General features: G+C 65.8%; 18 protein-coding genes and 1 pseudogene. 10 read left to right on the forward strand and 9 right to left on the reverse strand.

What is annotated here, in order from left to right; genetic code table 11:
- Nucleotides 1–48 precede the first annotated feature (48 nt).
- From AC3FJ6_RS18310 to AC3FJ6_RS18355, 10 genes are all read left to right on the forward strand, one after another.
- Entirely contained in the window at nucleotides 49–672 is a 624-nt protein-coding gene (locus AC3FJ6_RS18310; protein ID WP_488773137.1) for a TRAP transporter small permease, read from the forward strand.
- Between the two features lie 11 nt (nucleotides 673–683).
- A complete protein-coding gene (locus AC3FJ6_RS18315) occupies nucleotides 684–2,087 on the forward strand; it encodes a TRAP transporter large permease (protein WP_488773138.1) in 1,404 nt (467 codons plus the stop codon).
- A complete protein-coding gene (locus AC3FJ6_RS18320) occupies nucleotides 2,084–3,187 on the forward strand; it encodes a mandelate racemase/muconate lactonizing enzyme family protein (protein WP_488773139.1) in 1,104 nt (367 codons plus the stop codon). Before AC3FJ6_RS18315 ends, AC3FJ6_RS18320 begins: the two co-directional genes overlap by 4 nt.
- 54 nt (nucleotides 3,188–3,241) lie before the next feature.
- Complete coding sequence (locus AC3FJ6_RS18325; protein WP_488773140.1) at nucleotides 3,242–3,997, forward strand: SDR family oxidoreductase; 756 nt, start codon at nucleotides 3,242–3,244, stop codon at nucleotides 3,995–3,997.
- Between the two features lie 16 nt (nucleotides 3,998–4,013).
- Complete coding sequence (locus AC3FJ6_RS18330) at nucleotides 4,014–5,552, forward strand: UxaA family hydrolase (RefSeq protein WP_488773141.1); 1,539 nt, start codon at nucleotides 4,014–4,016, stop codon at nucleotides 5,550–5,552.
- A gap of 28 nt (nucleotides 5,553–5,580) precedes the next feature.
- On the forward strand, nucleotides 5,581–6,792 hold the full coding sequence (gene manD, locus AC3FJ6_RS18335; RefSeq protein ID WP_488773142.1) for a D-mannonate dehydratase ManD: 1,212 nt from the start codon (nucleotides 5,581–5,583) through the stop codon (nucleotides 6,790–6,792).
- A 51-nt stretch (nucleotides 6,793–6,843) separates the two neighbouring features.
- A complete protein-coding gene (locus AC3FJ6_RS18340) occupies nucleotides 6,844–8,379 on the forward strand; it encodes a mannitol dehydrogenase family protein (RefSeq protein ID WP_488773143.1) in 1,536 nt (511 codons plus the stop codon).
- Nucleotides 8,380–8,527: 148 nt separating this feature from the next.
- The gene (locus AC3FJ6_RS18345) at nucleotides 8,528–9,832 is read left to right on the forward strand and encodes an MFS transporter (RefSeq protein WP_488773144.1); all 1,305 of its coding nucleotides are present in this window, start codon (nucleotides 8,528–8,530) and stop codon (nucleotides 9,830–9,832) included.
- 6 nt (nucleotides 9,833–9,838) lie between these two features.
- Nucleotides 9,839–11,065, forward strand: a complete 1,227-nt coding sequence (locus AC3FJ6_RS18350) for a metal-dependent hydrolase family protein (RefSeq protein ID WP_488773145.1) — start codon at nucleotides 9,839–9,841, stop codon at nucleotides 11,063–11,065.
- A gap of 214 nt (nucleotides 11,066–11,279) precedes the next feature.
- Complete coding sequence (locus AC3FJ6_RS18355) at nucleotides 11,280–12,182, forward strand: LysR substrate-binding domain-containing protein (protein ID WP_488773146.1); 903 nt, start codon at nucleotides 11,280–11,282, stop codon at nucleotides 12,180–12,182.
- A gap of 58 nt (nucleotides 12,183–12,240) precedes the next feature.
- Here the strand turns inward: AC3FJ6_RS18355 and AC3FJ6_RS18360 are convergent, their stop codons facing one another.
- The 9 genes and pseudogenes from AC3FJ6_RS18360 to AC3FJ6_RS18400 form a co-directional block, all read right to left on the reverse strand.
- Entirely contained in the window at nucleotides 12,241–13,341 is a 1,101-nt protein-coding gene (locus AC3FJ6_RS18360) for a M14 family metallopeptidase (RefSeq protein WP_488773147.1), read from the reverse strand.
- 140 nt (nucleotides 13,342–13,481) lie between these two features.
- On the reverse strand, nucleotides 13,482–14,228 hold the full coding sequence (locus tag AC3FJ6_RS18365) for an interleukin-6 family cytokine (protein ID WP_488773148.1): 747 nt from the start codon (nucleotides 14,226–14,228) through the stop codon (nucleotides 13,482–13,484).
- 54 nt (nucleotides 14,229–14,282) lie between these two features.
- Complete coding sequence (tssJ, locus tag AC3FJ6_RS18370) at nucleotides 14,283–14,789, reverse strand: type VI secretion system lipoprotein TssJ (protein ID WP_488773149.1); 507 nt, start codon at nucleotides 14,787–14,789, stop codon at nucleotides 14,283–14,285.
- A gap of 25 nt (nucleotides 14,790–14,814) precedes the next feature.
- Nucleotides 14,815–15,831 carry a type VI secretion system baseplate subunit TssG gene (tssG, locus tag AC3FJ6_RS18375; protein ID WP_488773168.1) on the reverse strand — a complete coding sequence of 339 codons (1,017 nt, stop codon included), beginning with the start codon at nucleotides 15,829–15,831 and terminating at the stop codon, nucleotides 14,815–14,817.
- 68 nt (nucleotides 15,832–15,899) lie between these two features.
- The gene (tssF, locus tag AC3FJ6_RS18380) at nucleotides 15,900–17,720 is read right to left on the reverse strand and encodes a type VI secretion system baseplate subunit TssF (RefSeq protein WP_488773150.1); all 1,821 of its coding nucleotides are present in this window, start codon (nucleotides 17,718–17,720) and stop codon (nucleotides 15,900–15,902) included.
- A gap of 16 nt (nucleotides 17,721–17,736) precedes the next feature.
- Entirely contained in the window at nucleotides 17,737–19,305 is a 1,569-nt protein-coding gene (gene tssA, locus AC3FJ6_RS18385; RefSeq protein ID WP_488773151.1) for a type VI secretion system protein TssA, read from the reverse strand.
- 18 nt (nucleotides 19,306–19,323) lie between these two features.
- Nucleotides 19,324–22,839 (reverse strand): ImcF-related family protein, encoded by a 3,516-nt coding sequence (locus AC3FJ6_RS18390; RefSeq protein WP_488773152.1) that lies wholly within the window; start codon nucleotides 22,837–22,839, stop codon nucleotides 19,324–19,326.
- Nucleotides 22,836–24,101 carry a hypothetical protein gene (locus tag AC3FJ6_RS18395; RefSeq protein ID WP_488773153.1) on the reverse strand — a complete coding sequence of 422 codons (1,266 nt, stop codon included), beginning with the start codon at nucleotides 24,099–24,101 and terminating at the stop codon, nucleotides 22,836–22,838. Before AC3FJ6_RS18395 ends, AC3FJ6_RS18390 begins: the two co-directional genes overlap by 4 nt.
- 64 nt (nucleotides 24,102–24,165) lie before the next feature.
- Nucleotides 24,166–26,084 (reverse strand): annotated as a pseudogene (locus AC3FJ6_RS18400) (type VI secretion system Vgr family protein); the annotation flags it as partial.

Genomic DNA, 26,084 nt, shown 5'->3' on the forward strand with positions numbered 1-26,084 from the left:
GTACACGGGAGAGCGGAGAAAAACCACCACACGAACCGGAGACTTCCAATGGAACTGCGCTCCCAGGCCTTGCCCGACCGGTCCACGGACACCCCGCCCGCCGACGGCGCCCCGCACATGACTTCGGTCGAGGAAATCGTCCACACGTTCGAGGCCGCCGATGCGCAGCCGGTGGACCTGTCCGGCTACGCCGCCGAGGACTGGTTCACCGTGGGCCTGTTCTGGATCATGACGCTGCTGGTCTTCATGCAGTTCTTCACGCGCTACGTGATGAACGATTCGCTGGCCTGGACCGAGGAACTGGCCACCTACTGCCTGATCGGCGTGGTCTTCATCGGCGCGTCGATGTGCGTGCGCAAGAGCCGGCATATCCAGGTGGACCTGATCTATCGCTACCTGCCGCATGGCGCGGCGCGCGTGCTGTCCACGCTGGTCGACGTGCTGCGCACGGCGTTCCTGGGCTACGCCGCGTGGCTGGTCTGGAAGTACATCGGCATCGTGGGCGACGAGCCGATGACCACCATCGACTGGAACAAGAACCATGTGTACTGGGCGGCGCTGCTCGGCTTTGTGCTGATGCTGGGACGCTCGATCCAGGTGACCTGGCAAAACTGGCGAAACGGCTATTCGATTCTGGAACGCCCGGAAGCCTTCGAATCGTTTGACGACTAAGGAGCCCGGGCATGTGGATCCTGATTGCTTCGTTCTTGCTGCTGATGCTGGTGGGCATGCCGGTGGCCGTGTCGATGGCGCTGGCGTCGCTGTTCTATATCTGGGCCAGCGGCACAGTGCCCGACGTGATCCTGGCCCAGCGCATGATCGCCGGCGTGGAGAGTTTTCCGCTGCTGGCCGTGCCGTTCTTCATCCTGGCCGGCAACCTGATGAACGTGGCCGGCATCACGGGCCGCATCTACAACTTCGCGGTGGCGCTGGTGGGCTGGATGCGCGGCGGCCTGGGCCACGTCAACATCATCGGCTCGGTGATCTTCTCGGGCATGAGCGGCACGGCCATTGCCGATGCGGCCGGCCTGGGCACCATCGAGATCAAGGCGATGAAGGACCACGGCTACGAGACCGAATTCGCCGTGGGCGTGACGGCGGCATCGGCCACGCTGGGCCCGATCATCCCGCCGTCGCTGCCGTTCGTGATCTACGGCATGATGGCCAACGTGTCCATCGGCTCGCTGTTCCTGGCCGGCATCGTCCCTGGGCTGGTGCTGACGCTGTTCATGATGGCCACCGTGGCGTGGATCGCGCACCGGCGCGGCTGGGGCGGCGACACGGCGTTCTCGTGGAAGCTGCTCGGCTCGGCCACGGTGGAGATCATCGTGGTGCTGGCCTTCCCGATGGCGATCTGGCTGGCCGTGTCGGCCGGCATGTCGACCAACATGGCGGCGATGATTGCCCTGGTGGTGCTGCTGGCGCTGGACTGGTACTTCGACTTCTCGGCCGTGATGGCGCTGATGGCGCCCGTGATCCTGATCGGCGGCATGACGCTGGGCTGGTTCACGCCCACCGAGGCAGCCGTGGCCGCGGTCATCTGGGCCCTGTTCCTGGGCCTGGTGCGCTACCGGTCGATGACGATGCGGGCGCTGGCCCGCGCCACGCTCGATACGGTGGAAACCACCGCGTCGGTGCTGTTCATCGTCACGGCGGCGTCGATCTTCGCCTGGCTGCTGACCACGAGCCAGGCCGCGCAGGCGCTGACGGACGCCATCCTGGGCTTCACGCACAACAAGTGGGTATTCCTGCTGCTGGCCAACGTGCTGATCCTGATCGTCGGCTGCTTTATCGACACCACGGCGGCCATCACGATCCTGGTGCCGATCCTGCTGCCCATCGTGCTCAAGCTCGGCATCGACCCGATCCACTTCGGCCTGATCATGACGCTGAACCTGATGATCGGCCTGCTGCACCCGCCGCTGGGCATGGTGCTGTTCGTGCTGGCGCGCGTGGCCAGGCTGTCGGTGGAGCGCACCACGGTGGCCATCCTGCCGTGGCTGATCCCGCTGTTCCTGACCCTGATCGCCATCACCTACGTGCCCGAGATCACGTTGTGGCTGCCCAACCTGGTAGGCAGCAAATGACGACGATCACGCACGTTGAACTGCTGCAGGTCGATCTGCCACCCCCCGTTGCGCGCTCCGATGCGATCCAGTCGTTCGTTACCCAGGAAACGCCGATGGTGCGCGTGCGCTGCGACGACGGCAGCGAAGGCACGGGCTACAGCTATACGATCGGCACAGGCGGCTCGTCGGTCATGGCGCTGCTGCGCGACCACCTGGCGCCGCGGCTGATCGGCCGCGACCCGGCCCGCATCGAGCAGATCTGGCGCGACCTGCTGTTCAGCACCCACGCCACCTCGGTGGGCGCCATCACCAGCCTGGCACTGGCGGCCATCGACACGGCGCTGTGGGACTGGCGCTGCCGCCGCGACGGCCAGCCGCTGTGGCTCGCCGCCGGCGGTGCGCAGCAGCGCGTGCCGATGTACTCCACCGAAGGCGGCTGGCTGCACCTGTCGCCTGCCGAACTGGTCCAGGCCACGCTGGCGGCAAGGCAGGCGGGCTTCCAGGGGGTCAAGCTCAAGGTTGGCAAGCCGCATCTGGCCGAGGATCTCGACCGTCTTTACGCGGTGCGCGAAGCCGTGGGCAACCATTTCGCGCTGATGATCGACGCCAACCAGTGCTTCACGTCGGCCGAGGCCATCCGGCGCGCGCCCCACTATGAAGGCCTGGGCCTGTCATGGTTCGAGGAACCGCTGCCCGCCGACGACCTGTCCGGCCACGTCCGGCTTGCCGCCGCCACCCCCCTGCCGATTGCCGTGGGCGAATCGCTCTATTCCGCCGGCCAGTTTGCCGACTACCTGCGCCAGGGCGCCTGTTCGGTCGTGCAGGCCGATGTGGCGCGCGTGGGCGGCATCACGCCGTGGCTCAAGGTGGCGCACCTGGCCGAGGCCTGCAACGTCCCGATCTGCCCGCACTTCCTGATGGAGCTGCATGTGTCGCTCTGCGCGGCGGTGCCGAACGCCCCGTGGGTCGAGTACATCCCGCAGCTCGATGCCATCACGCACAGCCGCGTGGCGTTTGCCGATGGCCACGCCGTGCCGCCTGCGTCGCCGGGGCTTGGCATCGACTGGGACTGGGCCGCCATCGACCGCCGCGCCATGGCGCGCGCCACCGTTTCCTGACCTGGCTGACAGGACTGAGAACACAAACCCGCTTGAACCGATAAGGAGCCATCCATGTCGCAACGACTCACCGGCAAGATCGCGCTGGTCACGGCCGCCGGCCAGGGCATCGGCCGGGCCACGGCCGAAGCGTTCCTGCGCGAAGGCGCCCAGGTCATCGCCGCCGACATCAATCCCGAACCGCTGGCGGCGCTGGCTGCCCTGCCCGGCTGCCGGACGCTGCGGCTCGACGTCACCGATGGCGCGGCCGTGGACGCCGCCGCACGCGAGATCGGCCGCATCCACGTGCTGTTCAATGGCGCCGGCTTTGTCCACCACGGCACCATCCTGGACTGCGACGAGGCCGCCTTTGACTTTTCGATGAACCTGAACGTCCGCGCCATGTATCGCATGATGCGCGCGTTCCTGCCGGCCATGCTCGACGCGGGCGGCGGGTCGATCATCAACATGGCCTCGGTGGCCGGCAGCATCAAGGGCGCGCCCAACCGCTTTGTCTACGGCGCCTCGAAGGCTGCCGTGATCGGCATGACCAAGGCCGTGGCGGCCGACTACATCACGCGCGGCATCCGCTGCAATGCGATCTGTCCTGGCACCGTGGAATCGCCGTCGCTACGCCAGCGCATCGGCAACCAGGCCACCGCCAGCGGCCGCACGCTGGCGCAGGTGGAAGCCGATTTCATTGCCCGCCAGCCGATGGGCCGCATCGGCACGGCTGCCGAGATCGCCGCGCTGGCCGTGTATCTGGCATCGGACGAATCGGCCTTCACCACCGGCACCGCCCAGGTGATCGACGGCGGCTGGTCCAACTGACCCACGGGAGGCGCGCATGTCCGCACCGGCTGTCATCCGGATCCATCCCGCCGACGATATCGTCATCGCGTGCCGCCAGCTGTTGCCCGGCACGGTGCTGCACCAGGAGGGCGTCACCGTCGCCAGCCTGGTGCCGCCAGGCCACAAGGTGGCCGTGCGCGCCATTGCCGAAGGCGCGCCCGTGCGGCGCTACAACCAGATCATCGGCTTCGCGCGGCAGGCCATCGCGCCGGGCCAGCATGTGCATACCCACAACCTGGCCATGGGCGACTTCGCGCGCGACTACGCGGCCGGCACCGACGTCCACGACACGGCGAAGGCCACCGCCCCGGCCACGTTCGACGGCATCGTGCGGGTCGATGGCCGCATCGCCACGCGCAACTACATCGGCATCCTGACCTCGGTGAACTGCTCGGCCACGGTGGCACGTGCCATTGCGGACCATTTCCGGCGCGAAATCCACCCCGAGGCGCTGGCGCCCTACCCCAATGTGGACGGCGTGGTGGCGCTGACGCACGGCGCGGGCTGCGCCACCGACAGCGACGGCGAAAACCTGCGCGTGCTGCGCCGCACCCTGGCCGGCTACGCCCGGCATCCGAACTTTGCGGCGGTGCTGGTGGTGGGCCTGGGCTGCGAGACCAACCAGATCGATGCGCTGCTGGCCGAGCCAGGCCTGTCGGCGCTGGCCGAGGGGCCGCGCTTTCACAGCTTCAACATCCAGGACACCGGCGGCACGGCCAGGACCGTGGCGCGCGGCGTGGGCGTGGTGCAGGCGCTGCTGGAAGACGCCAACCGCGTCACGCGCCAGCCGGTACCGGCCAGCCACCTGATCGTGGGGCTGCAGTGCGGCGGCTCCGACGGCTATTCGGGCATTACCGCCAACCCGGCGCTTGGGGCGGCCGTGGACCTGCTCGTGGCGCAGGGCGGCACGGCGATCCTGTCGGAAACGCCCGAAATCTACGGCGCCGAGCACCTGCTGACGCGCCGCGCGGTGTCGGCGGCGGTGGCCGACCGGCTGATTGCCCGCATCCGCTGGTGGGAGGCCTATACCGCCCGCAACGCCGGCAGCATGGACAACAACCCGTCCGCCGGCAACAAGGCAGGCGGCCTGACCACCATCCTGGAAAAGTCGCTGGGCGCCGTGGCCAAGAGCGGCACCACCAATCTGGTGGATGTCTACGAATTTGCCGAACCGGTGCGCGCGCACGGGCTGGTCTTCATGGACACCCCGGGCTACGACCCCGTGTCGGCCACGGGCCAGGTGGCGGGCGGCGCCAACCTGATCTGCTTCACCACGGGCCGGGGGTCGGCCTATGGTTGCGCGCCGTCGCCGTCACTGAAGCTGTCCACCAACACTGCGCTGTGGCAGCGCCAGTCGGAGGATATCGACATCAACTGCGGCGACATCCTGGACGGCGAATCCACCATCGCCGACAAGGGCGCGGCCATCTTCCGGCTGATGCTGGAAACCGCCTCGGGCCGCCGCACCCGCAGCGAGCAGCACGGCTACGGCCAGAACGAATTCGTGCCCTGGGCGCTTGGCGCCGTGATGTAACCACCCCCCCGCATTGCCGGAGACCTGCATGAAGATCACCAACGCACGCGTTATCGTCTGCTGCCCGGGACGCAACTTCGTCACGCTCAAGATCGAAACCGACGAGGGGCTGACCGGCATCGGCGACGCCACGCTCAACGGGCGCGAACTGGCCGTGGCCAGCTATCTGGAAGACCACGTCGTCCCGTGCCTGATCGGGCGCGACGCGCACCAGATCGAGGACATCTGGCAATACCTGTACCGCGGCGCCTACTGGCGGCGCGGCCCGGTGACGATGAGTGCGATTGCCGCCGTGGACACGGCGCTGTGGGACATCAAGGCCAAGGCCGCCAATCTGCCGCTGTACCAGCTGCTGGGCGGCAAGAGCCGGACCGGGGTGATGGTCTACGGCCACGCCAACGGCAGTGACATCGGCCACACCGTGGAAGAGGTGCTGCGCTACAAGGAAATGGGCTACAAGGCGATTCGCGCGCAATCTGGCGTGCCGGGGCTGAACAAGGTGTACGGGGTGTCGCGCGACCGGCTGTTCTACGAGCCGGCCGATGCCAACCTGCCCTCCGAACACGACTGGAGCACCGAACGCTACCTGGATCACACGCCGAAGCTGTTCGACAAGGTGCGCGAAGCGGTGGGCCCCGACATCCACCTGCTGCACGACGTGCACCACCGGCTGACGCCGATCGAAGCGGGCCGGCTGGGCAAGTCGCTGGAGCCGTTCCGGCTGTTCTGGATGGAAGACGCAACGCCCGCCGAGGACCAGCGCGCGTTCCGGCTGATCCGCCAGCACACGGTCACGCCGCTGGCCGTGGGCGAGATTTTCAACAGCATCTGGGACTGCAAGGCCCTGCTGGAGGAACAGCTGATCGACTATATTCGAGCCACGGTCGTGCATGCCGGCGGCATCACCCATTTGCGCCGTATTGCCGACTTCGCGGCACTGCACCAGGTGCGCACGGGCTGCCACGGCGCGACGGACCTGTCCCCGGCCTGCATGGGCGCGGCACTGCATTTCGATATCTGGGTGCCCAACTTCGGCATCCAGGAATACATGCGCCATACCGAGGAGACCGATGCCGTCTTCCCGCACGCATACACGTTTCAGGACGGCATGATGTACCCCGGCGACGTACCGGGCCACGGCGTGGACATCGACGAGACGCTGGCCGCGAAGTACCCGTACCAGCGCGCCTACCTGCCGGTGAACCGGCTGGCGCACGACGGCACGCTGTGGCACTGGTAGCGCGGCGGGTGGCGATCGGCGTTGAGCGCAAGGCCTGACAAGGAGACCACGATGAGCGATATCGAACAGCTGCCGCGTCTGCATCCTGCCCGGCTCGGCGCGCTGCCGCCCGACGTGCGGCGTCCCGGCTATGCGCGCGACGCCCTGCGGGCGGGCATCGTTCACCTGGGGATCGGCGCCTTCCATCGCGGCCACCAGGCCGAGATCACTGAAGCCGCCATCGCGGCCATGGGGGAAGACGGACTGCGCTGGGGCATCATCGGCGTGTCGCTGCGCCGGCCCGACACGCGCGACGCGCTCAAGCCGCAGGAAGGCCTGTACACGCTGGCCCTGCGCAGCGCCACCGCCGAAACGCTGCAGGTCATCGGGGCCGTGCTTGGCGTGCTGGTGGCCGAGGAAGACCCCGAGATCGTGCTGGACCGCATCGCCCATCGCGACACCCGCATCGTCAGCCTGACCGTCACCGAGAAAGGCTATTGCCACGATCCCGCCACCGGCGAGTTGAACCGGGCCGACCGCGATATCGTCGAGGATCTGTCCGCCGTATCGCACCCCGTGACCGCCATCGGCTACCTGGCGCTGGGCCTGCAGCGGCGCATGCAGCGCGGCCTGGGCCCGGTCACGCTGCTGTCGTGCGACAACCTGGCCAGCAATGGCGATACGCTGCGCCGCGTGCTGCTGGCCTTCTGCGCCGAGATCGACCCGGCGCTGCACGACTGGGTGGCGGCGCGCTGCACGTTCCCCAACACGATGGTGGACCGCATCGTGCCCAAGACCACCATCGACGACGTGGCGCACGTCTCGTCGGCGCTGGGCCTGTACGACGCGTGGCCCGTGGTGGGCGAGCCGTTCTTCCAGTGGGTGATCGAGGACCGCTTCGCGGCGGGCCGCCCCGCATGGGAAGCCGGCGGCGCCCAGTTCGTCGCCGAGGCGCGCCCGTTCGAGGTACTCAAGCACCGGCTGGTCAACGGCAGCCAGTCGATGATGGCGTACCTGGGCGTGCTGGCCGGCTGGGCCACCACCGACCGCGTGATCGCCCAGCCTCCCGTGCATGCGTTCATTTCGGACACCATGGCGCGCGAAACCCAGCCCACGCTGCCGCCGCTGCCGGGGCTCGATGTGGACGCCTATCGCGCCAGCCTGCTGCCGCGCTTCACGAACCCGGCGCTGGGGCATCGCACCCGCCAGATCGCCATGGACGGGTCGCAGAAGATCCCGCAGCGGCTGCTGGCGCCGATCCGCGACCGCATTGCCGCCGGCCAGCCGTTTCCGCGCCTGGCGCTGGGTGTGGCCGCGTGGCTGCACTTCCTGCGCGGGTACGACGAGGCCGGCAACGCCTTCCCGATCGAAGACCCGCTGGCGCAGCCGCTGGCCGCCGCGATGGCCGACGCCGCGCGCCAGACCGAAAAACTGTTCGATGCCCGCACACGCGAGCAGACGCGCGTGCGGACCATCGCCGGCTTTGCGCCCGTGTTTGGCGACCTGGGGCAGTCGGCGGTGTTTGTAGACAGCGTGGCCACGCAGCTGGAACTGCTGTGCGCGCACGGCGTGACGGGTGCTCTCACGCGCGTCAACAGCACCGCCTAGCCCGACGCCAGCGCAGGCCACGCATGCGCTGGCGTCATGCCAGCATGCGCAGATATCGTTTCTCTCTCTTGCCGGGGCGCCCCTACCATCGGCCAGAGCCTGTCATAAAAGGGCTTCCCAGCGTTCTGCCAAACAGGGAGAGAGAGACATGCAAGCCAGCGCCCCCGCCTTTGCGGAGACCGCGCCCCAGATCGGGGCCAGTCAACGCCGCCGCGCCATCATCGCCACGGTGATCGGCAACGGCCTCGAATGGTTCGACTTCACGGTGTACAGCTTCTTCGCCGTGATCATCGCCAAACTGTTCTTCCCCACCGGAAACGACCTGTCATCGCTGCTGCTGGCCGTGGCCACGTTCGGCGTAGGGTTCTTCATGCGGCCCGTGGGCGGCATCATCCTGGGCGTCTACGCCGATCGTGTGGGCCGCAAGGCGGCGCTGTCGCTGACCATCCTGCTGATGGCCGCCGGCACCACGCTGATCGGCATCGCGCCCACCTATGACCAGATCGGCGTGTTCGCCCCGCTGCTCATCGTCATCGCGCGCCTGATGCAGGGTTTCTCGGCCGGCGGCGAGATGGGTGGCGCCACGGCGTTCCTGACCGAGTACGCGCCCGAGCGCCAGCGTGCCTACTATTCGAGCTGGATCCAGGCCAGCATCGGCGTGGCCGTGCTGCTGGGTGCCGCCGTGGGCACCTTCGTCACCGCGTCGCTGAGCCCCGAGGCGCTCAACAGCTGGGGCTGGCGCCTGCCGTTCCTGATCGGCATGATCATCGGCCCGGTCGGCTTCTATATCCGTCACAACCTTGAAGAGACGCCCACGTTCCAGGCGACCACCGACAAGACCGATTCGCCGCTGAAGGAAGTGCTGCGCGACTATCCGCGCCAGACCGCCGCCAGCTTCTCGATGGTGATCCTGTGGACGGTATGCACCTACGTGCTGCTGTTCTACATGCCGACCTACGCCATCAAGGTGCTCAAGGTGCCGCAATCGACCGGCTTCATCGCCGGCATGGCCGGGGGCATGGCGATCATGGTGTTCGCGCCCATCGTCGGCATGATGGCCGACCGGCTGGGCCGCCGCGGCCTGCTGTCGGGCGCCGCCGCGCTGATCTTCGTACTGGCCTGGCCGATGTTCGCCTACATCAACCACGCGCCGGGGCTGGCTTCGCTGCTGGTGTTCCAGATTGTCTTCGGCGTGCTGATTGCCGCCTACACGGGCCCGATCCTGGCCGCGTTTGCCGAACTGTTCCCGGCCAAGGTGCTGTCCACCGGCCTGTCGGTGGCCTACAACCTGGCCGTGACGATCTTCGGGGGCTTCGCCTCGTTCTTCATCACATGGCTGATCGCCAGCACGGGCAGCACCATGGCCCCGGCCATCTACGTGATGATCGCGGCGGCCATCAGCTTCTGCGGCACGCGCCTGGTGCGCGAGCCCGCCTACCTGCAATCGAAGTAATTGAAGATGACCCACATCCTGCTTCAGGGCGGCAACGTCCTCGACCCCGTGCACGGCGCGCTGCTGCCGCGCCATGATGTGCTGATCGACGGCGAACGCATCGTCGACGTCAGCGCCACGCCGATCCACGCGCCCCAGGCCCGCGTGATCGACGTCACCGGCAAGACCGTGATGCCGGGCCTGATCGACCTGCACGTGCACGTGCTGGCGTCGCTGGCCAACCTGGGCCTGAATGCGGTGCAGCCGAACGTGCTGGTGGCGTTCCGCGCCATGCCGATCATGCGCGGCATGCTGGAACGCGGCTTCACCAGCGTGCGCGATGCCGGCGGCGCCGACTGGGGCCTGTCGCAGGCCGTGGCCACGGGGCTGATCCCCGGCCCGCGCATCTTCCCGTCTGGCAAGGCGCTGTCGCAGACGGGCGGCCACGGCGACTTCCGCCCGCGCTCGGACACGCTGGAGCCGTGCTCGTGCGCGTTCCGGGCCGGCGCCATCGCCCGCGTGGCCGACGGCGTGGACGCCGTGCGGCTGGCCGTGCGCGAGGAAATCCAGAAAGGCGCCACGCAGATCAAGATCATGGCGTCGGGCGGCGTGGCATCGCCCACCGACCCCATCGGCAACACCCAGTACAGCGAAGACGAGATCCGCGCCATCGTGGCCGAGGCCGAGGCCGCGCAGACGTATGTGATGGCCCACGCCTACACGGGCCGGGCGATCACCCGCGCGATTCGCTGCGGCGTGCGCACCATCGAGCACGGCAACCTTGTCGATGCGGCGGCCGCCCGCGTGATGCGCGAGCACGGCGCCTACGTGGTGCCGACGCTGATCACCTACGACGCCCTGGCCCGCGACGGCGCGCGCCTGGGCCTGCCAGCCGACTCCGTGGCCAAGATCGAAACCGTGCGCCAGGCCGGCCGCGATTCGCTGGCCATCTACGCCGAAGCCGGCGTACCGATGGGCTTCGGCTCCGACCTGCTGGGCGAAATGCACCAGTACCAGTCCGAGGAATTCCGCATCCGCGCCGAACTCCTGGGCAACGCCGAGGCGGTACGCTCGGCCACGTCGATCGCCGCCGAGATCCTGCAGCGCGACGGCGAGCTTGGCGTGGTCAAGGCCGGCGCGATCGCCGACGTGCTGGTGGTCGATGGCGACCCGCTGCAGGACATCGAGGTACTGGCCGGCCCGGCGTCGCGCATCGAACTGGTGATGCAGGCGGGCAAGATCCATCACGCTTGAGGCCACGGCAGGCTAGCCCTCTCCCCGGACAACCCGCAGGCATCGATAGCCCCAACGGTTTGCTCCCCTCTCCCTTGCGGGAGAGGGGCCGGGGGAGAGGGCACGGCATTGCAAATCAAGCCCCTCGCCTCTCGAGACACCCCCGTCCTGCCACCCTCTGGCACAAGGCTTGCGACTATCATTGGCATCGTCACCTGCCCATGACAAGCCCCCGATGCGCATCACCCCCCTTCCCCCATTGCCCTGCCTGGTCGCGTTCGAATCCGCGATGCGGCACGGCAGTTTCACCAAGGCCGCGGCCGAACTTCATCTCACGCAAAGTGCCATCAGCCGCCAGGTGGCCCAGCTTGAGCGATTCCTGGGCAAGAAGCTGTTCGTGCGCGAGCCGCGTGCGTTGCGGCTGACCGTCAGCGGCCAGCAGTACGCCGAGCAGGTGCAGCGGCTGCTGGTGCGCTGCGCCGAAGCCACCGAAGACGTGATGAAACGCAAGGGCCAGGTCGAGCTGACCGTGGCCTGCTCCTCCGGCGTGGCCGTGCTCTGGCTCACGCCGCGCCTGGCAGCCTTCCGGGCGCGGCATCCGGATTTTCATGTGCGGCTGGTGGTCAACGACAGCCTGGCGTCGTTGTCGGGCACCGATTTCGATGTCGGCCTGTATTACCTGCGCGAAGGCGCGCCCAGCGGCATTGCCGCGCAGCGTCTCTACGACGAGGAAGTGTTTCCGGTCTGCGCGCCGTCGTACCTGGGCGGCCGGGCGCTGAAGGTGCCGGACCTGCCCAGGGAATCGCTGCTGGTGCTGGAGGATGCCCAGCGCATCTGGATGTCGTGGCCGGCCTGGTTCGCGCGCAACGGCTTGCGTGAAACCCGCTTCGAGCGCGAGCTGGTGGCCAATACCTACCCCGTGCTCGTGCAGATGGCCATCGAAGGCCAGGGCATCGTGCTGGCGTGGCGCCATATGATCGACCGATGCCTGGCGGCGGGCCTGCTGGTGCGCGCCTGCGACGCCAGTGCGTCGCTGGGCGGCGGGTACTACGTGGTCTGGCCGCGCGACCGGGCCGAACCGGCGGCGGCGCGTGCGTTCCGTCAATGGCTGATCGAGGAAAGCGACGCCGGGGCCTAGGTCCGGCCGGGCCTCGGCATGTCGGGGGACGGACGAACGACGCGCCTGACGGGGGCGGCTACGGGGCGGAAGCGAGCGCCTTGCGCACGGCGTCGGTCACCTGCGCCACCACGCCCTCGCGCCAGTCGTCGGTATCGCCATAGAACGCGTTCCATACCGTCTGCTTGATCAGGGCACGCTGGTTCTCGTCAGCCTCTGGATGCAAGTACAGCCAGTGATCGCCCCGCAGAGCGTCCAGCACTTCGGCCAGCGGCAGCGTGCCGAATTCGAGCGCAATGCCGGCATAGTCGATGGACGGCAGGGTCTGTGGCACCGCCTGCCACGCCAGGCCCGTCAGGTTGGCCGAGGTCGAGGAACCGTCGTAGATCGATGTGACGCTGCGGCCCCAGATGGCACGCGTCCTGGCCAGCGGCTCGGGCGCGTCCGGCCCCATGTAGATCGGTTCACCATAGCCCCACGGGCCCAGGCCGGTATGCACGTCGATCCAGCGCAGCACCGTGCGGCCCGCGCCAAACCGGGCCAGGATGCGCCGCAGCGTGTAATTGCTCCACGTGGCTTTGTGGCCGCCGAAGAACATGCCGGCGGCGTCCTGGTACTGGCCCGCGCTGACCGCAGCCTGATACCAGTCCATCCCCTTCTGGGCCACGGTCGTCATCAACGCCGTTTGTGCCTCGCAGGACGGCGGCCATTGTGCCGGCAGCAGCAGCGGCGCCACCTCGGCATAGGCCGGGTTCAGCGGCAGCGGCCGGTCGAAATCCATGAAATTGCGATTCAGATCGACGTTGTCCTCGTTGACGCGGCGCAGGTGCGAGAACCCATAGGGGTTCACGGCATGCACGAACATCAGCGCCCAGCCCGCGCGGCGGCAATCGGCATGCAGGGCGGTATCGTGCAGCATGGCCACCTGGGCGCCCGATCCGCAGTAGCCTTCGGCGCCGTGCGTGCCCGATGTCACCAGCAGCACGTGGGTCGCGTCGGATGCGCCCAGCCAGGCGACGTCCATGGCCAACGTCTCGCCGTCACGACCGACTTCGGTCGGATGGGGGAACTCGGTCAGCGTGGCGCCGCAACCATGGGCGGCATCTAGAAACTTCTGGCGGGCTTCGGCATAGCTGCGCGCGAACTGGCGCGCAACGGGCGACATCGGACTGGCAGGCATGGCGGGGAGTTGGCCTAGGCCGGGTGAAGGTACGCCCAATGTAACGCCAATCGGCCGTCCGATGCCAGCGTCTTGCATATTGGGTCTGGAACGGCCTTGGAACGGCTTCAGGACGGATTCCGGACCGATTCAGGAGCGATTCAGAACAGTTCGCCCGGCCCGCCGGGCTCGCCTTCCTTCGGCCAGGCGGAACGGAACGCATGCGGATGCATGACAATGCCGGCCGCCTCGATCTGCGCGGCGGACAGCACCAGATGTCTGGCCAGCCAGTCATGCAGGCTGCGCAGAAAACGTATGCGATCCTCGCGATTGGCGCTGGCCGTCAGCCATTCCAGCTTGGTGTGCGCGGTGTAGACATCGAGCAGGTTCAGCGCCTTGAGCTTGGGCGGCGTGGCGGCGCTGCGCTCGATCGCCAGCACGCGCTGCACCTGGGGATGCGTCAGCGGCCGGCCGGCCATGATCTGCTGGTACAGGTCTTCCAGCGCAGGAAACCGCACGGTCGGCTGCACGCGCGGCACGCCGGCCACCTTTTCCATCCGCAGCACCACATATCGCGTAGCGAAGTTGCGGCGCTGCAGCTCCAGTTCGGCCGCCGTGGGCTTGCGGCGCGGCAGATCGGCAAACGCGGCGTCCACGCGCTTGACCGCGTCGCGTTCGGTGTAGTCCGGCACCTGGTCGAGCATGCCCGGCACGGCAAGCGCGGCGCGCGCGCATTCCAGACCAAACGGGTATTCATGGCCATCGGGACCGCGCAGGATCCAGGCATGGCCTTCCGGAAAGCCATGGTGCCGGCCACCCAGGGCGCTGCGCGCGTGGCAGCGGGTGGCGGACGGATCGACAAAATCCTTGCGGACGGGAATCCAGCTCCCGGGCAGGGGTAGGGTCATGAGGCAGTGCGGGTGGGGAAATCGGCCGCTATTGTCCCACTGTTTCAGCGGCTGCTAAGTCATTTCGAGCGTATTGCCGCGCACCTCGATCCTGACCGGATCGCTTTTCTTCCATTGTTTTCGCGGGATGACGAGTTTCCACACCGCATCGCCGCCGGTGTCCCGGAAGAACGCCACCACGCCAACGTATTCGCTGCCGTCCTTCATCGGCTCGCTGATGCTGGCGGCTGCGCCCGGGCGCAGCACCACGTCCCCCGTGGCCAGCAGGTCCGGCTTCAGCCATTCCAGGTCATTGGCCTGCAGTTGCTCGTAGCTCGATTGCTCGAACCGCTGCGCGTCCTTGAGCTGATAGAACCGCACGACCGTCGACAGCGACTTGCCGGCGGCATCGGGATTCACGGACGCCCGGCCGGCGAGGTCGATGTTCATGGTCTTCACCTGGCTCGTGAACGCCCATTTCGCCGCGTCCACGGTGCCGTCCTTGACCGCCTGCCCCACGCCGCATCCAACCAGCCCGGCGCTGGCCAGCGCGACCATTGCACTGCGCTTCAGACATCGCATCGTGCCCTGCCTCCTATCCCATACGTTAAGAAATGGCTTGCGCGGGGCGCATGCCATGGTGCGTGGTTTGGTGACCCGTCCACGTTCCAAGCTGCACACGAGTCAGCCTGCCTGCAGCCGTAGCGGGCCGCTGCGCGTCTTTGACGGGCTCAAGCTGTATCGAGTAGCCCAGCCTGGCATCTCCGGCATTGAGCCGGGGCGCGGGCATCAGTGCGGGCCGCACGTGCATTTCCAGGCACGCCTGGACCGTGTATCCAAGATAGAAGCCCAGCAACGCCAGCACCGCGCGATGCATCGCCCCGCCCGGCAACAGCCCGAGCACCGCCTCGCCGGTCTGCGGCACCAGTACGACGCGGACGGTATTGGTCCGATCCACGAAGCCGCGCCCGAGCACGCAGTGGTCGCCAAGCGGCTGGGCGCGCTGCGCGTCCTGGTCGCGCGGGTCATCGAGGCGAACCCACACCGGGTGAAACTCCTCCACCTTGATACAGGCATCCGGCACCGCGTGCCGCAATACGCCGGCCAACCCCTCGGCCGTGCGTGTGCGCTGGCCGGCGAGGCCGAGCATCGACAACAGCTTTGGCGTTTCTACTATGCGTCGTACGTCCGGCTCGCCGATGCCAAGGCCCACCAGGCTCAACAGACATTGCGAAATCTTGTCGCGCCCCTCGCGCCGGAAACCAACCGGATACCGGTACTTGCTTGCCACACGGTAGAACTGGGTGACCATCCGGTGATGGAACAGGTCCAGAAACGCGGCCAGCGGCTCGGCGCCATCGCGACGCTGCGCGATTTCATCGACGAAATACGATGGCATGAACGCATCCACGCCGTATAGCCCGATAAAAGTCGTTCGCACTGTCGGCACGTCACCGAGCCCGCCGGCACCCTGCTCGACCGCCGCCATCTCGCGCCCCGGAAAGCCAAGCTGCGCCGCAGACCGGAACCGCACCGGATCATCGGCAAGCCGGTTCGTGGAGCCCAAAGGGGGATGATCGGGGGCCGCCAGCTCGATCAGTTCGCAAAAGCGTAGAAAATTCATCCGGGGCGCATTGGCCAGCAACGCAGCCAGCAGCCGTCCACCGGCCTTCGCGTGGGATTCGACCTCCCTCAAAATGGCGCTCCTTCGGCCTTGCTATCGGGCCAAACCAGCCGAGCGCCATCCGGCTGGGCGATGATTGCCAGGCGCGTATACAGGTTCAGCGTGGCGTAGAGCGACAGGAACGCATTCAGCATGTCGCCAAACAGCGCCAGATCGCCATCGCCCGCAAAGCGGGTCCGGTCAACCGTGACCGCGATTTCGACGCCACGCAGCAAACCGCCCTTGACCAGCTTGCGCAGCGGCCGGTGTTGCACGGCGGTGATCGCGCCGATCCGGCGCCGGTTCATTTCGCCATCGGTCCAGTCATAGAGCGCCAGCGACCCGCGCAGCATCTCGGCATCGAGCAGCGACAGGTAGTTCGGCGCCAGATGCGACAGCACGCGCCAGTGGAACCTGTCGCGCGTCGGCGGATAGACCGGCAAGGTCGGGGCGGTCAGGTTCCGGACCGCGCTGACGTGGGCGAAGCCGCTGCGCATGCGGCGGATGCCAGCCTGTCCAAGCGCCTTGCGCGGCAGCATGCCATTGGTGCCCGTCACCGACAGCGACAGCGTCTCCTCGGGCAGGCTGTCGTGCTGTTCCCACGCATGGCCGCCCAGCACGAGCCACGTATCGAAGCGGCCCGATGGCCCGCGTCGCACGCGGGTGTGGAAGTACCGTTCCGGCATCTCGTGACGCAACATGCCGCCGCGATGACGGAACGCAGCGAACGGCGCATACTCGAATCGCCCGCCCGTCGCCGCCTCGAAGCCCCGCACGGTGTCCACCGAATAGACTTCGACATGCCAGCCATGCCGCTCGGTGGCCCGCACGCGATACTCGGATTCCCGGTGGGTCACGGAAACGGGGTCCGCCTCCAGTTCGAACAGGTTGATGACCGGCGTGCAGTACAGCCGGAAGTTGTCGGCCGATACCCGCAGATCGGCGGGCAACGCCTTCTCCAGGACGACCTCGACGTCGAAGTGATCGACACCGGGCGGGATCGCCGTCATGTCCAGGCCGACCAGATCCACGAACATGAACTTCTCGGGAAACGTGAAATACTCCAGCAGCAGCTGGTAGCCGCCGAACGCATTGTCCGGCTTCGGCCAGAGCCGTTCGCCGGCACCCAATCCCGCCGGTTCGATGCGCAGCCGCGCCATGGGCTGCGCGGCTCCGGGCCGGTCTGCAGGAAACCCCGGGACGCGTACCTGGACCGCTACCGGCGGCGCCGTCAGCGCGGCCCGCATCGCCAACGCCAGCGGCCGGTCGGCATGCAGGTATATCCGCAGGCGCGGCACCGCGAACGGCTCCCGCGTGGCCGGCCCCTCAAACGCCATCCGCAACCGCACGACCGAGCGGCCGTCCTCGCGCGTATCGATCCCGGCATCGGTCAGCCGCAGCGGATACAGATCGACGGCCTGCGTGGTCCGGTAGATGCACTCGACCTGGCCCGTGCCGTCGCGGCCGTCCTCCACGGCAATCGGATCGGACAGCACCTCCAGCCCGGCAGGCAGCACTTCGTGGCGATGCAGCCCGGCCGGCTCTGGCGCCAGTTCCAGGATCGAAAGCGACGGGATCATCCGCAGGTAATGCGGCCACAGCATGCTGACCAGGCCCTCCGTCATCTCGGGCAATTCGTCGTCGAGCTTTTGCCGCAGCCGCCCCATCAGGAACGCGAATCCCTCGAACAGGCGCTCGACATGGGGATCGCGCTCCCCGACGCGATCGATGTTGAGCATGCGGGCGCGGTCCGGAAACGCCTGCGCGAACTCCTTGCCGGCATCACGCAGATAGCGCATCTCGGCTTCGTAGTAACGCAGGATGTCATTGTCTTGGGGGGAATGGCTCATCGTGTCAGCGTAGTCGTCATGCCAGGGTCAGGGTCCGTGCCGGGTCGATGGCGGTCAGCTCGCCCAGCAGCACGTCGATGCGATGCGCCAGCACGGGCTTGTTCGCGTCCTTGCGCAGAATGCGCGACTTGAGCAGCCGTAGCCGCTGCTGCTTGACGTCGAAGGCCAGCGCCGGTTCCCAGGCCGCCAGCTGGAACCGCTGCGCGTCCTGGTCCAGTACGGTCAGCAGGTGCGCGGCGATATCGGCCCGGTCAGCCCGTTCGGCAACCCTTGCCATGACCAACTGCCGGACAAAGCGTTCACGCTCGCCGCTGCGCGCCGGCAACCCCTGCAACCATGACAAGGCCGCTTCGATGCCCCGCTCCCCAGCCATGTCGATGGCCTGGGCCTCCATTTCGGTCCAGTCGGTCCTGGCCTCGGACACCACGGCGGGTGCGATCGGCCCACCGCGCTCCAGGTCACGTACCGTGGCATGGCGACCGATCCATTCCAGCGTGGCATCGTCCGCGAACGGCGTGCCATCGGCGAAAGACAGCTGGTCCAGCCCCGGCAGCCGCTCCAGCAACAAGGCACAGTCCGTGGCCAGCAGGTCTCGCACGGCCGCGTATGGCCCGGCGGCCTGCTCCTGGGCAACAAACGCGTAGCACTGCAGATCCAGCCAGCAATGGTTCGCGCCTTCCGCGAAGGCCTGCTCCACGCGTTCGAGCAATTCCGGCCATTGCTTCTGCAGGGACAGCCGCTTCAGGTGCGCGCGCAACTCCGCGCGCGGTGCTGCCAGCCGGGTGCGACCGCCGGCATCGTGAGGGGGCACCTCGACCAGGACATCCCAGCGCACACACCGTATGAGCCGGTAAGCGGCCAGATATCCATCGGGCTGCTCGCGCAGGAAACGCGCCATCTGGCGAGCACGGTCCAACAGTTCCCGTGCCGACGTCACCGCGCCGTATGTCAGCGACTCGGGTGCCTCCACTGGCTTGACCAGCCGGTCGTCGCTTGCCGCCGGTAGCGGGTTTTCAATCCGGCTCTCGAAGCGCCGGCACAGACCGTCCAGCGCCGGACGGCCGGCATCGGACCATTGCGCGGTCCGCGCCTGGATCAAGGCCAGCGCAGAAAGCGTACGCGCCAGGGTGTCTCCGTTCAGTCCATGCACGCGATCCAGCCTGTCGGCGAACGTCGTGCCCGCCAGCCATTCGAGCGCCGCCTTGCGCGATTCCTCGCGGGTGGGCAGCAGCTGGTTGCCAAAGCGATCGATCAGCGCCGACAACAGCTCGAATCCTGCCGCTACGCCCTCCGCGCCATCGCGACGCATGCGACCGTACAGGTAGTAGACCGCCAGCCGTACATCCTTGGCATGGGTTTTCAGCAACCGCTCGGACAACTCCACGATCAGGGCGTCGTCGACGCCGGACAGCTTGGCCACCTCGTCCTTGATCGCAAGGAATTCGTCCTCATAGCCTGGGTCGTCGCCAACCGGCATCTCCGGGCGAATGTCCTGCAGCCATGGCCCCCATTCCGCCTGCGTGGAGGATACGAGCGCCAAGGGCGTGTCGGCGCCAAACAGCGCCTTGAGTAGTTGATTGAACATTACGGGGAGTCGGATTCGTCAGTGGGATGCCGTCGCACTGGCCTGCGCCAGCGAATGCCGCCCGGAATCGGCAAAGATCCGAGACGGCAGTACAAAGCCTCGCAAGGCCAGCAACTCAAGCGGCCCATGACCCGCCTCGGTCCGCATCTGGTAGCGGATGGGATACGCCATCGCGGCCGGCACCGGCGTATGGGCTTCGCGCGCGGTCAGGCTATCCGGGTCGGCAGTCACTGCCTGCTTGCCGGCAGCGCCAGTATCTGGCGCCCCCTGCCATGTCAGCTGGAACGTTGCGCTGTCGATGGGCTCGACATCCGCGCGCTCCAGCATCCTGATCCATCCCCAGCGCCCGTCGAATTCATAGTGCTTGTTCGTCCCGGCCGTCTCGGTCTGCCACTGCAGGCGCGTGCCCGGCGCCTGAAGATCGTTGGCCGGCCACCGTGTGGCATGCCACGCTTCGCGCTGGTTGAAATAGTGAAGCGTCTGGCCATCCACGGTCATCAGGGTGTCAGTCAGGCCCGGCGTCGGGATCGGCTTGAGCGCAAACTGAAACTGCGGTTCGCCTTGCACCAGCAGTCGGGCCCCAATCCGCTGCAGAGCGTTGATCCCCTTGAGGAAATTCGGATCGAATTTCAGCCCTTCCGCAGCCGCCGCGACCGGCACCCATTGGTCGCCCTGCAGTTCCAGCACGCCGGCAAGCTGACTGCCCAGGAAGGCATGGATCAACCCGTCCCGCGGCCGCAGAAAGCGCGCTAGTTCAGGCAGCGAAGCGTCATTCTCGGTCGACGCAAATGGATAGCGCCCTGCGAACGCCCTCCCCCAGGCCATCGCGATGTGTTGACGCCAGGCCTCGTTCAAACTGGCCTGGGCCGGCCGCAGGACAGCCTGTGCGGCCTGCGCAACCGGCCGCACGAACAGCGCCTCGCCCATGCCGGCCCATTCGGCGCCAAGGCTGGCGGCCATCAACTGCGCATAGGCCTGCGTGTCACCCAGTTCCGACCCCTTGCCCTGAAATAGCGCCTGCGCCAGCTGCCGCGCCTGGCCATCGCCATCGCCGCTTTGCGTGATCTGCTGCAGGCGCAGGCGCAACGCCGTCGCACGATCGAAGTATCGCTGCAGGCTCAGATCGCCACTGCCCACGGACATACTCGGCCCACCCGGCCCCGGCTGACCGGCAAGTCGCAACACCGGTCCAAACGCCGCATCAAGCGGCCCGTTCGCTCCCTCGGCGCTCGCCCCCTCTGCCTTCCCGCCAAGGATGGCCTTGGTCTTGTCCACCAGCGCTTCGGCCAACGAAGCCTTCTGCACCCCGGCCCCGCCCTGGTACGCCAGCGACTTCATCAACGCAACCACGGGCGACTGACGCGCATCGGTCATCTGCTTGAGTTGGGCAATCGAGGCCGGCAACGTCGGGGCCGCCTCCCATTGCAACGCGTTCATGAAGGCCTGCCAGTGCTCGGCATAGTTGGAGAAGTATTGCGCAGTCAGCGCGACACGCATCGCATCGGCGGAGTCCCGCCCCTCCGTCTTGCCGAAGCCAGCCTGACCGTCTGCCCCATCGTCGGACAACACCCAGTCCGCGGCAATATCCCGCCGCTTGGCGGCCGCATCGATCGCGTCCGCGACATAACCTTCATACGCCTGTCGCGTAAAGACCCCCGGCACCACCGCCGACGATCGCAACAGTCCACGCGTATCGGTGCCGGCGGCAAGCTGCGCCAACGTCAGGTCCGGATACTTGCTGCCGACACCATCGAGGATGCCCCGGTAGAGCGTGTCCTGCGCATTGGTCTGCCCGATGACGGCCAGCAAGGTCCTGCGGGCGCCGGCGACCAGATCCTCTCGCGCGTCAATCTTCCAGGCTTCATTCGTTTTCAGGTGCCGCGCATAGAAGTTGGCCATGCGCTCGGCCATGTCCATCCTTTCACCCGGCGTCAGGCGCGCACCGGTGGTCCAGTGTGCCGCCATCTGCGCCGCAAGGAAATCGGGTTCGACGCGAGCGGGATTCGCCATCATCAGATACGCCTTGAGCGTGTCGCGACCCCCCATCGCCCAGCGAGTGGTCTGGTCGTCGAGTTGTGTAGTCCGAAGTTGGGACAGGTCCGCGAGAGAGGCCTCGAGGTCGTGCTGGATGGGAGTGATCAGAAGCTGGCGAGCGGCTTGGCTGTATGGCTTCCGTAGCGCACCAAGGATTTCGGCGTCGCGGTTGAGGGTGGCGCGGGCCAACCAACTCGAGTGCTTCGATATCCGCTGCTCGTAAAGATCAATTTGTTGTTGGAGCAAAACCAAAGATCTGAGCTTGTCCGCAGGGCTTGTGGAGCGATGAATGCCTTGCATCGCACCTGAGGCCATACTCAAACTTCTTGAACTTTGCATGCCTGAGACAATCATCACAGAAGTCCAGGCACAAATACCTGCGATCGCAATCGCAAGAAAAACGTCTGCTCGACGTACGCCTATTGGGCGAACACAAAATGCCCTTGACTGCGCACTAATCTCCCGCCATACCGGTGACAAGGAAGACGAACACCTCCAGCCGTTATCGGAATCCGCATGACTCGACCCAGGCGGCCGAGCCAGGGTGAACACCGCACCGCTCAAACGCCCTTTCATCCAGTCTGACGTTTGCCATACTTTGGAAACGTGCCCAAGCATTCCGCGCATCGAGCCGACGACAGCCGAAAGCTTGACAGCCCCCCATCGGTCGATGATGCGCCGCGCATAGATGGCGTCAAGTGCCTGCCGACGTTCCAGCGAATCCAGCGCACCGACAACCAGATGATTGGCCTCCTCGGTACTATCTTGCAACCGCCCGCGAAAATAGACGCCGGCAAGCTCCCATTGCCCCGACTGACCCGGCGCTACCGACGGACATAACAGAACAACCGGGAAGCTCCAACGAAATTCTTCCTCCATCGCAGCCAACCTGCGTAGCACATCACTCTCTTTGTCTAGACCGTCACCCTCGGCAACCACATATACCAGTGCATCGATCGGCCGACGCGGGCGCGCCGTCAGGATCTCCTTCCGCCACAGGATCGCATCAACACCGATTGGCGTTGCATGGACTAGAACCGTTTCCTTTGCATCGACAATGCCGACTGCATCTAGTCCCGGCGCAATTGTGTTGATGGTCTTGTCGTCGCCACACACGAGTAACCAAGGCGCGCGACGTCGCCAACCTCTTCCGTGCCTCCTTCGCAAGGCCCTTTGCACGGATCGAAGTTCCGTCCACGGTGTCGGCCCCGAAGCTTCGCCCCCTTTCGTTTTCGACGACGTCAAAATTTCTGGCCTGGGCGACAATACCGTTGACTTCAATCTGGCTATCAGAAGGACGACCGCTTGCAGATGCTTCAAGAAAATCAGCCCGACCAGAAAACCACTGAATAGGCATAGCTCGATGATCGCTATCTGTTCAGCTGGTTTTTCATAACGCAGCAAGACCGCCCCAGCCGTGAACGCTACAACGATATACAGAATGAATAAAGCGATGCCGAGATATAGCATCGCGAGCTTCCCTTGCGGTTTCTCCCTCATTTTTGATTCCTGCAAACGAGGGAGATAATGCCGCTCCCATGTTGAGCAACGATAAGTTGCGGTAGCGCCAGGCGCCCAGCGTTTTCCAATGCATGAATGGCGGCGAGCCAGGGACTAGCGTCACCGCAATCCCCCAGCATCGCGTCGAGATCCCTTAGCCTTACGCCGTCCCCAAGCATCTTATTGAGCTGATGGCATGCTTCTGTCGAAAGTCCTTGCATCCATATCGTCTCGACTTGGTCCACGGCAGTTTGTCCCCACTTCGCGGCCAGTTCCACAGTCCGAGGCATCGAATCCACCGTTCCACGTCCTGGTCGATGAATGCGCAACGCTGACTTAAGGTCCGCTGATCGGTCCGATGCATCCATGCGGCGAAGCAGCATCGCTGCGGCCCCTTCTGAATGCGCACATTCCATACCGTCGCTTATGGCGTCTCGAAGTTGAACCACAACAACGAGTTTCGCTTCATTCACTGCCATGCTGTCGAGCCATTGCTCCAGCTCCGATATGCCAAAGCTGCCCGCACAGGGTGTCACACGCACTATCAAGCCACGGGCATTTGACGACAATAGCGCTTCCAGCTCTCGGCAAGTCTCTTCAGGATCAACACGTGCAGCGAGCCGAAGCCGAACATCCAGTACGCATCCCGAAGGCAATGCGCAAAGACCACATGCGATTTCACGGACCAGGTCTACAAGGAGCCAGGCGCAGATTTCCCGATGGCGTACGTGTTCACCCAGTACGTTACTAGGGTAGAACGGACGATTCGGTATCCTCAGTGCGCGTGGCGCGGGAACCGCTCGGTCCGTCGTATCAGGGCCGGGTGCATGATCATGTGGATCGGCACCGAGATCGATGCGAACGGCGCGCGCCATCTCCTCCGTGGCGGTGCGCTGGGCATGACCGATCACCGCGAGGGGTCTGCTGGCTCGATCATGGCAAGCCTCCTCAATTTGGTCTCGCACTTCGTTTTCCACAATCGCCTGGCTGCAGGCAAGATGCCCTAGGCCGAGTCGCAGGGCCAAGGCCAACAGCCAGCAGGCGACCGCGTACCCGATGCCCCCTACCCATAGCATCCACTGCTCGGACTCTGCTTGCCACCAAAGAATGCCGGCAATACTAGTACCAACGGCGACAAATATGACAAGCAAGGCTCCCCATCGCAAAGCACATATTCGGGGCGGCTTCGGAACAACGACACGTGGCGGTACCCTAGCGAAATCAATAGGCATCAACTCACCAACAGCTTCAAAATCTCTCATTAAGGTTCAGACGATAAGCCTGCGAACAAATGGCCGAGCAGCAAAGCTCGTGTGGCATCCTTTCCTATTCCGAAAATCCGAACCGCCCACTGTATTTGACGCCTTCCGGCGGAGTGCTTGACCAACTCGGGAACGAAACGGCGCCTCCTGCCGCGCCTTCAATACGCAACTGTCCTTTCACCTCTACCGCGCCCGCGGGACTGGCCAAGATGACTCTGCCGTTGCGAACCTCGATGTACGCGCCAGTGCCATCCGATAGCCGGATGCCCTGCGACGCGGCAAGGGTCAACTTTCCCTCCGACGAAGTGATAGCAATATCCTTCAACGCCATCAGGTCCAAACCATCGCCTTGGGCTTGTATTTCCACCTTTCCTTTCGATGCGAATATTCGAATACCCAGCTTTGCAGCAAATAGAGATATCGCTTCGCCTGCGGCGACAGACATCCGCTTTAGGACACCTACGTCGAAACCGCCACCTGCTGTCAAGAAGACGTGTGCACGCGCGGCAATTTGCAGATCGCTACCGGTTGCCAGGCCTACCCCATGTGGAGCTGTCGCAACCAGACAGGCCTTCTGCAGGCCTAGCAGCCGTTTTTCGACCAGAGCACGCTGCCTGTCTACTTCAGCTGCCCAAGCCTTTGCAGCGTTTGCGGATTTCGAAAGCGATTGCAGGACCTCCGTGGCCTGCCTGAAGGTTTCCGCCACATCGTCCATGTCGAGTTGCTTGCCTTCCGCATTCGGCTGGTCTGCAGCGGTCAGATATAGACCCTTGCCACCACGCAACGCCCCGAACTCGGACGTCCTTAGTTCGAAGCCGGATCCTCTTTTCTGTCTTTCCCGGTCGACCAAATAGCCAAGATTCAGTTGCGTCCGCCATCCGTAAGGGGTCGACAGCTTGATCCCCTCATGCCCCTCCCAGTCCTCGAAGCGCAGCTTGTTGTTGCGCTGCGTCCGGATCACGTTGCGCGATTGCCAGCCGTCCCGGCCGATGATCAGGTCGGGCTTGTGGCTGTTGTGTAGCGCGTGGGCGATATAGGGCCGGTTCGGGTTGCCGTCGTGGAAGGCGATGGCGACCTCGGTGCCTTCCAGCAGCGGGAAGTGGAAGCCGGTCTGCACGGCGCCGGCGAACGGCTTGGCCAGCCGCAGCGGTACGCTTTCCTGGCCATTCGGCCATTCATCGAAGTCGAGGTCGAAGCGGACGGTGTAATGGCCGTCCTGCGTCAGGTAGGCATACTTGTATTGGCCGGGCGAGGTGACGCGACCGCTCAGCGTGCCAGCGATGCGTGGCCATTTCGTGTCGTCGACCGGCAGACGGAAGCGCCGGTCCGACGGAATCGCCTGATAGGTATTCCGATAAGCCTGATCGCGGGCGCCCGTGTGGATGACTTCGGTGATGACCTGGCCGTTCGGCGCATCGGGCAGCGTCGCATCCATGCGCAGGATGCGCGCCGGGCGCAACGCCAGCACGTTGCTTTCACCCTGATAGACAACCTGCGCGGCGATGGCGCCTCGTGGCGCAGCAGCGCCTCCCACTTCGCGCCAGCCATATCCAGGTGATGGGTGCCATGGATGTATGGCTCGCCATAAGTCGTCCGATCCTTGTATGCAATGTTGGCGTCGGCCTTGAGCCGCTCGTAGGCGTGCGCGGGGTTGTAGTCCGATGCCAGGACCGATCTGGCGACGGTTCTCGTATGGGTACGAATCGCAAAGACGGCTTCGGTGCCCGACTCCAGCCCGGCCGTCTCCCGATAGGGCACTCGCAGTTCCGGCTGATAGATGTAGTGATCGATGTCGTCCCCGAACACCACAATTTCGCCAAATTTCCCGGGCGCGAAGTAGCAGTACATGCCTTCCTGCTCCATTAGCAGGCGCACGTAGTCCCAATCGGACATCTGGTACTGCAGGCGGAACTTGTGCTCGGGATACTCGCGCCGTAGCCGGAAAGCGAATTGATGGCCTTCAAGGTCGTGGCTGCGCAGGAT

Source organism: Cupriavidus sp. 94F1, from assembly GCF_057798875.1.

Coding starts and splice junctions, on each gene's coding strand:
- AC3FJ6_RS18350 (WP_488773145.1), top strand. CDS start 9,839: ATGACCCACATCCTGCTTCAGGGCGGCAACGTCCTCGACCCCGTGCAC.
- tssJ (WP_488773149.1), bottom strand. CDS start 14,789: ATGCGATGTCTGAAGCGCAGTGCAATGGTCGCGCTGGCCAGCGCCGGG.
- tssG (WP_488773168.1), bottom strand. CDS start 15,831: ATGAATTTTCTACGCTTTTGCGAACTGATCGAGCTGGCGGCCCCCGAT.
- tssA (WP_488773151.1), bottom strand. CDS start 19,305: ATGTTCAATCAACTACTCAAGGCGCTGTTTGGCGCCGACACGCCCTTG.
- AC3FJ6_RS18315 (WP_488773138.1), top strand. CDS start 684: ATGTGGATCCTGATTGCTTCGTTCTTGCTGCTGATGCTGGTGGGCATG.
- AC3FJ6_RS18330 (WP_488773141.1), top strand. CDS start 4,014: ATGTCCGCACCGGCTGTCATCCGGATCCATCCCGCCGACGATATCGTC.
- AC3FJ6_RS18365 (WP_488773148.1), bottom strand. CDS start 14,228: ATGACCCTACCCCTGCCCGGGAGCTGGATTCCCGTCCGCAAGGATTTT.
- AC3FJ6_RS18320 (WP_488773139.1), top strand. CDS start 2,084: ATGACGACGATCACGCACGTTGAACTGCTGCAGGTCGATCTGCCACCC.
- AC3FJ6_RS18395 (WP_488773153.1), bottom strand. CDS start 24,101: ATGAGAGATTTTGAAGCTGTTGGTGAGTTGATGCCTATTGATTTCGCT.
- AC3FJ6_RS18340 (WP_488773143.1), top strand. CDS start 6,844: ATGAGCGATATCGAACAGCTGCCGCGTCTGCATCCTGCCCGGCTCGGC.
- manD (WP_488773142.1), top strand. CDS start 5,581: ATGAAGATCACCAACGCACGCGTTATCGTCTGCTGCCCGGGACGCAAC.
- AC3FJ6_RS18390 (WP_488773152.1), bottom strand. CDS start 22,839: ATGAGGGAGAAACCGCAAGGGAAGCTCGCGATGCTATATCTCGGCATC.
- AC3FJ6_RS18310 (WP_488773137.1), top strand. CDS start 49: ATGGAACTGCGCTCCCAGGCCTTGCCCGACCGGTCCACGGACACCCCG.
- AC3FJ6_RS18355 (WP_488773146.1), top strand. CDS start 11,280: ATGCGCATCACCCCCCTTCCCCCATTGCCCTGCCTGGTCGCGTTCGAA.
- AC3FJ6_RS18345 (WP_488773144.1), top strand. CDS start 8,528: ATGCAAGCCAGCGCCCCCGCCTTTGCGGAGACCGCGCCCCAGATCGGG.
- AC3FJ6_RS18360 (WP_488773147.1), bottom strand. CDS start 13,341: ATGCCTGCCAGTCCGATGTCGCCCGTTGCGCGCCAGTTCGCGCGCAGC.
- AC3FJ6_RS18325 (WP_488773140.1), top strand. CDS start 3,242: ATGTCGCAACGACTCACCGGCAAGATCGCGCTGGTCACGGCCGCCGGC.
- tssF (WP_488773150.1), bottom strand. CDS start 17,720: ATGAGCCATTCCCCCCAAGACAATGACATCCTGCGTTACTACGAAGCC.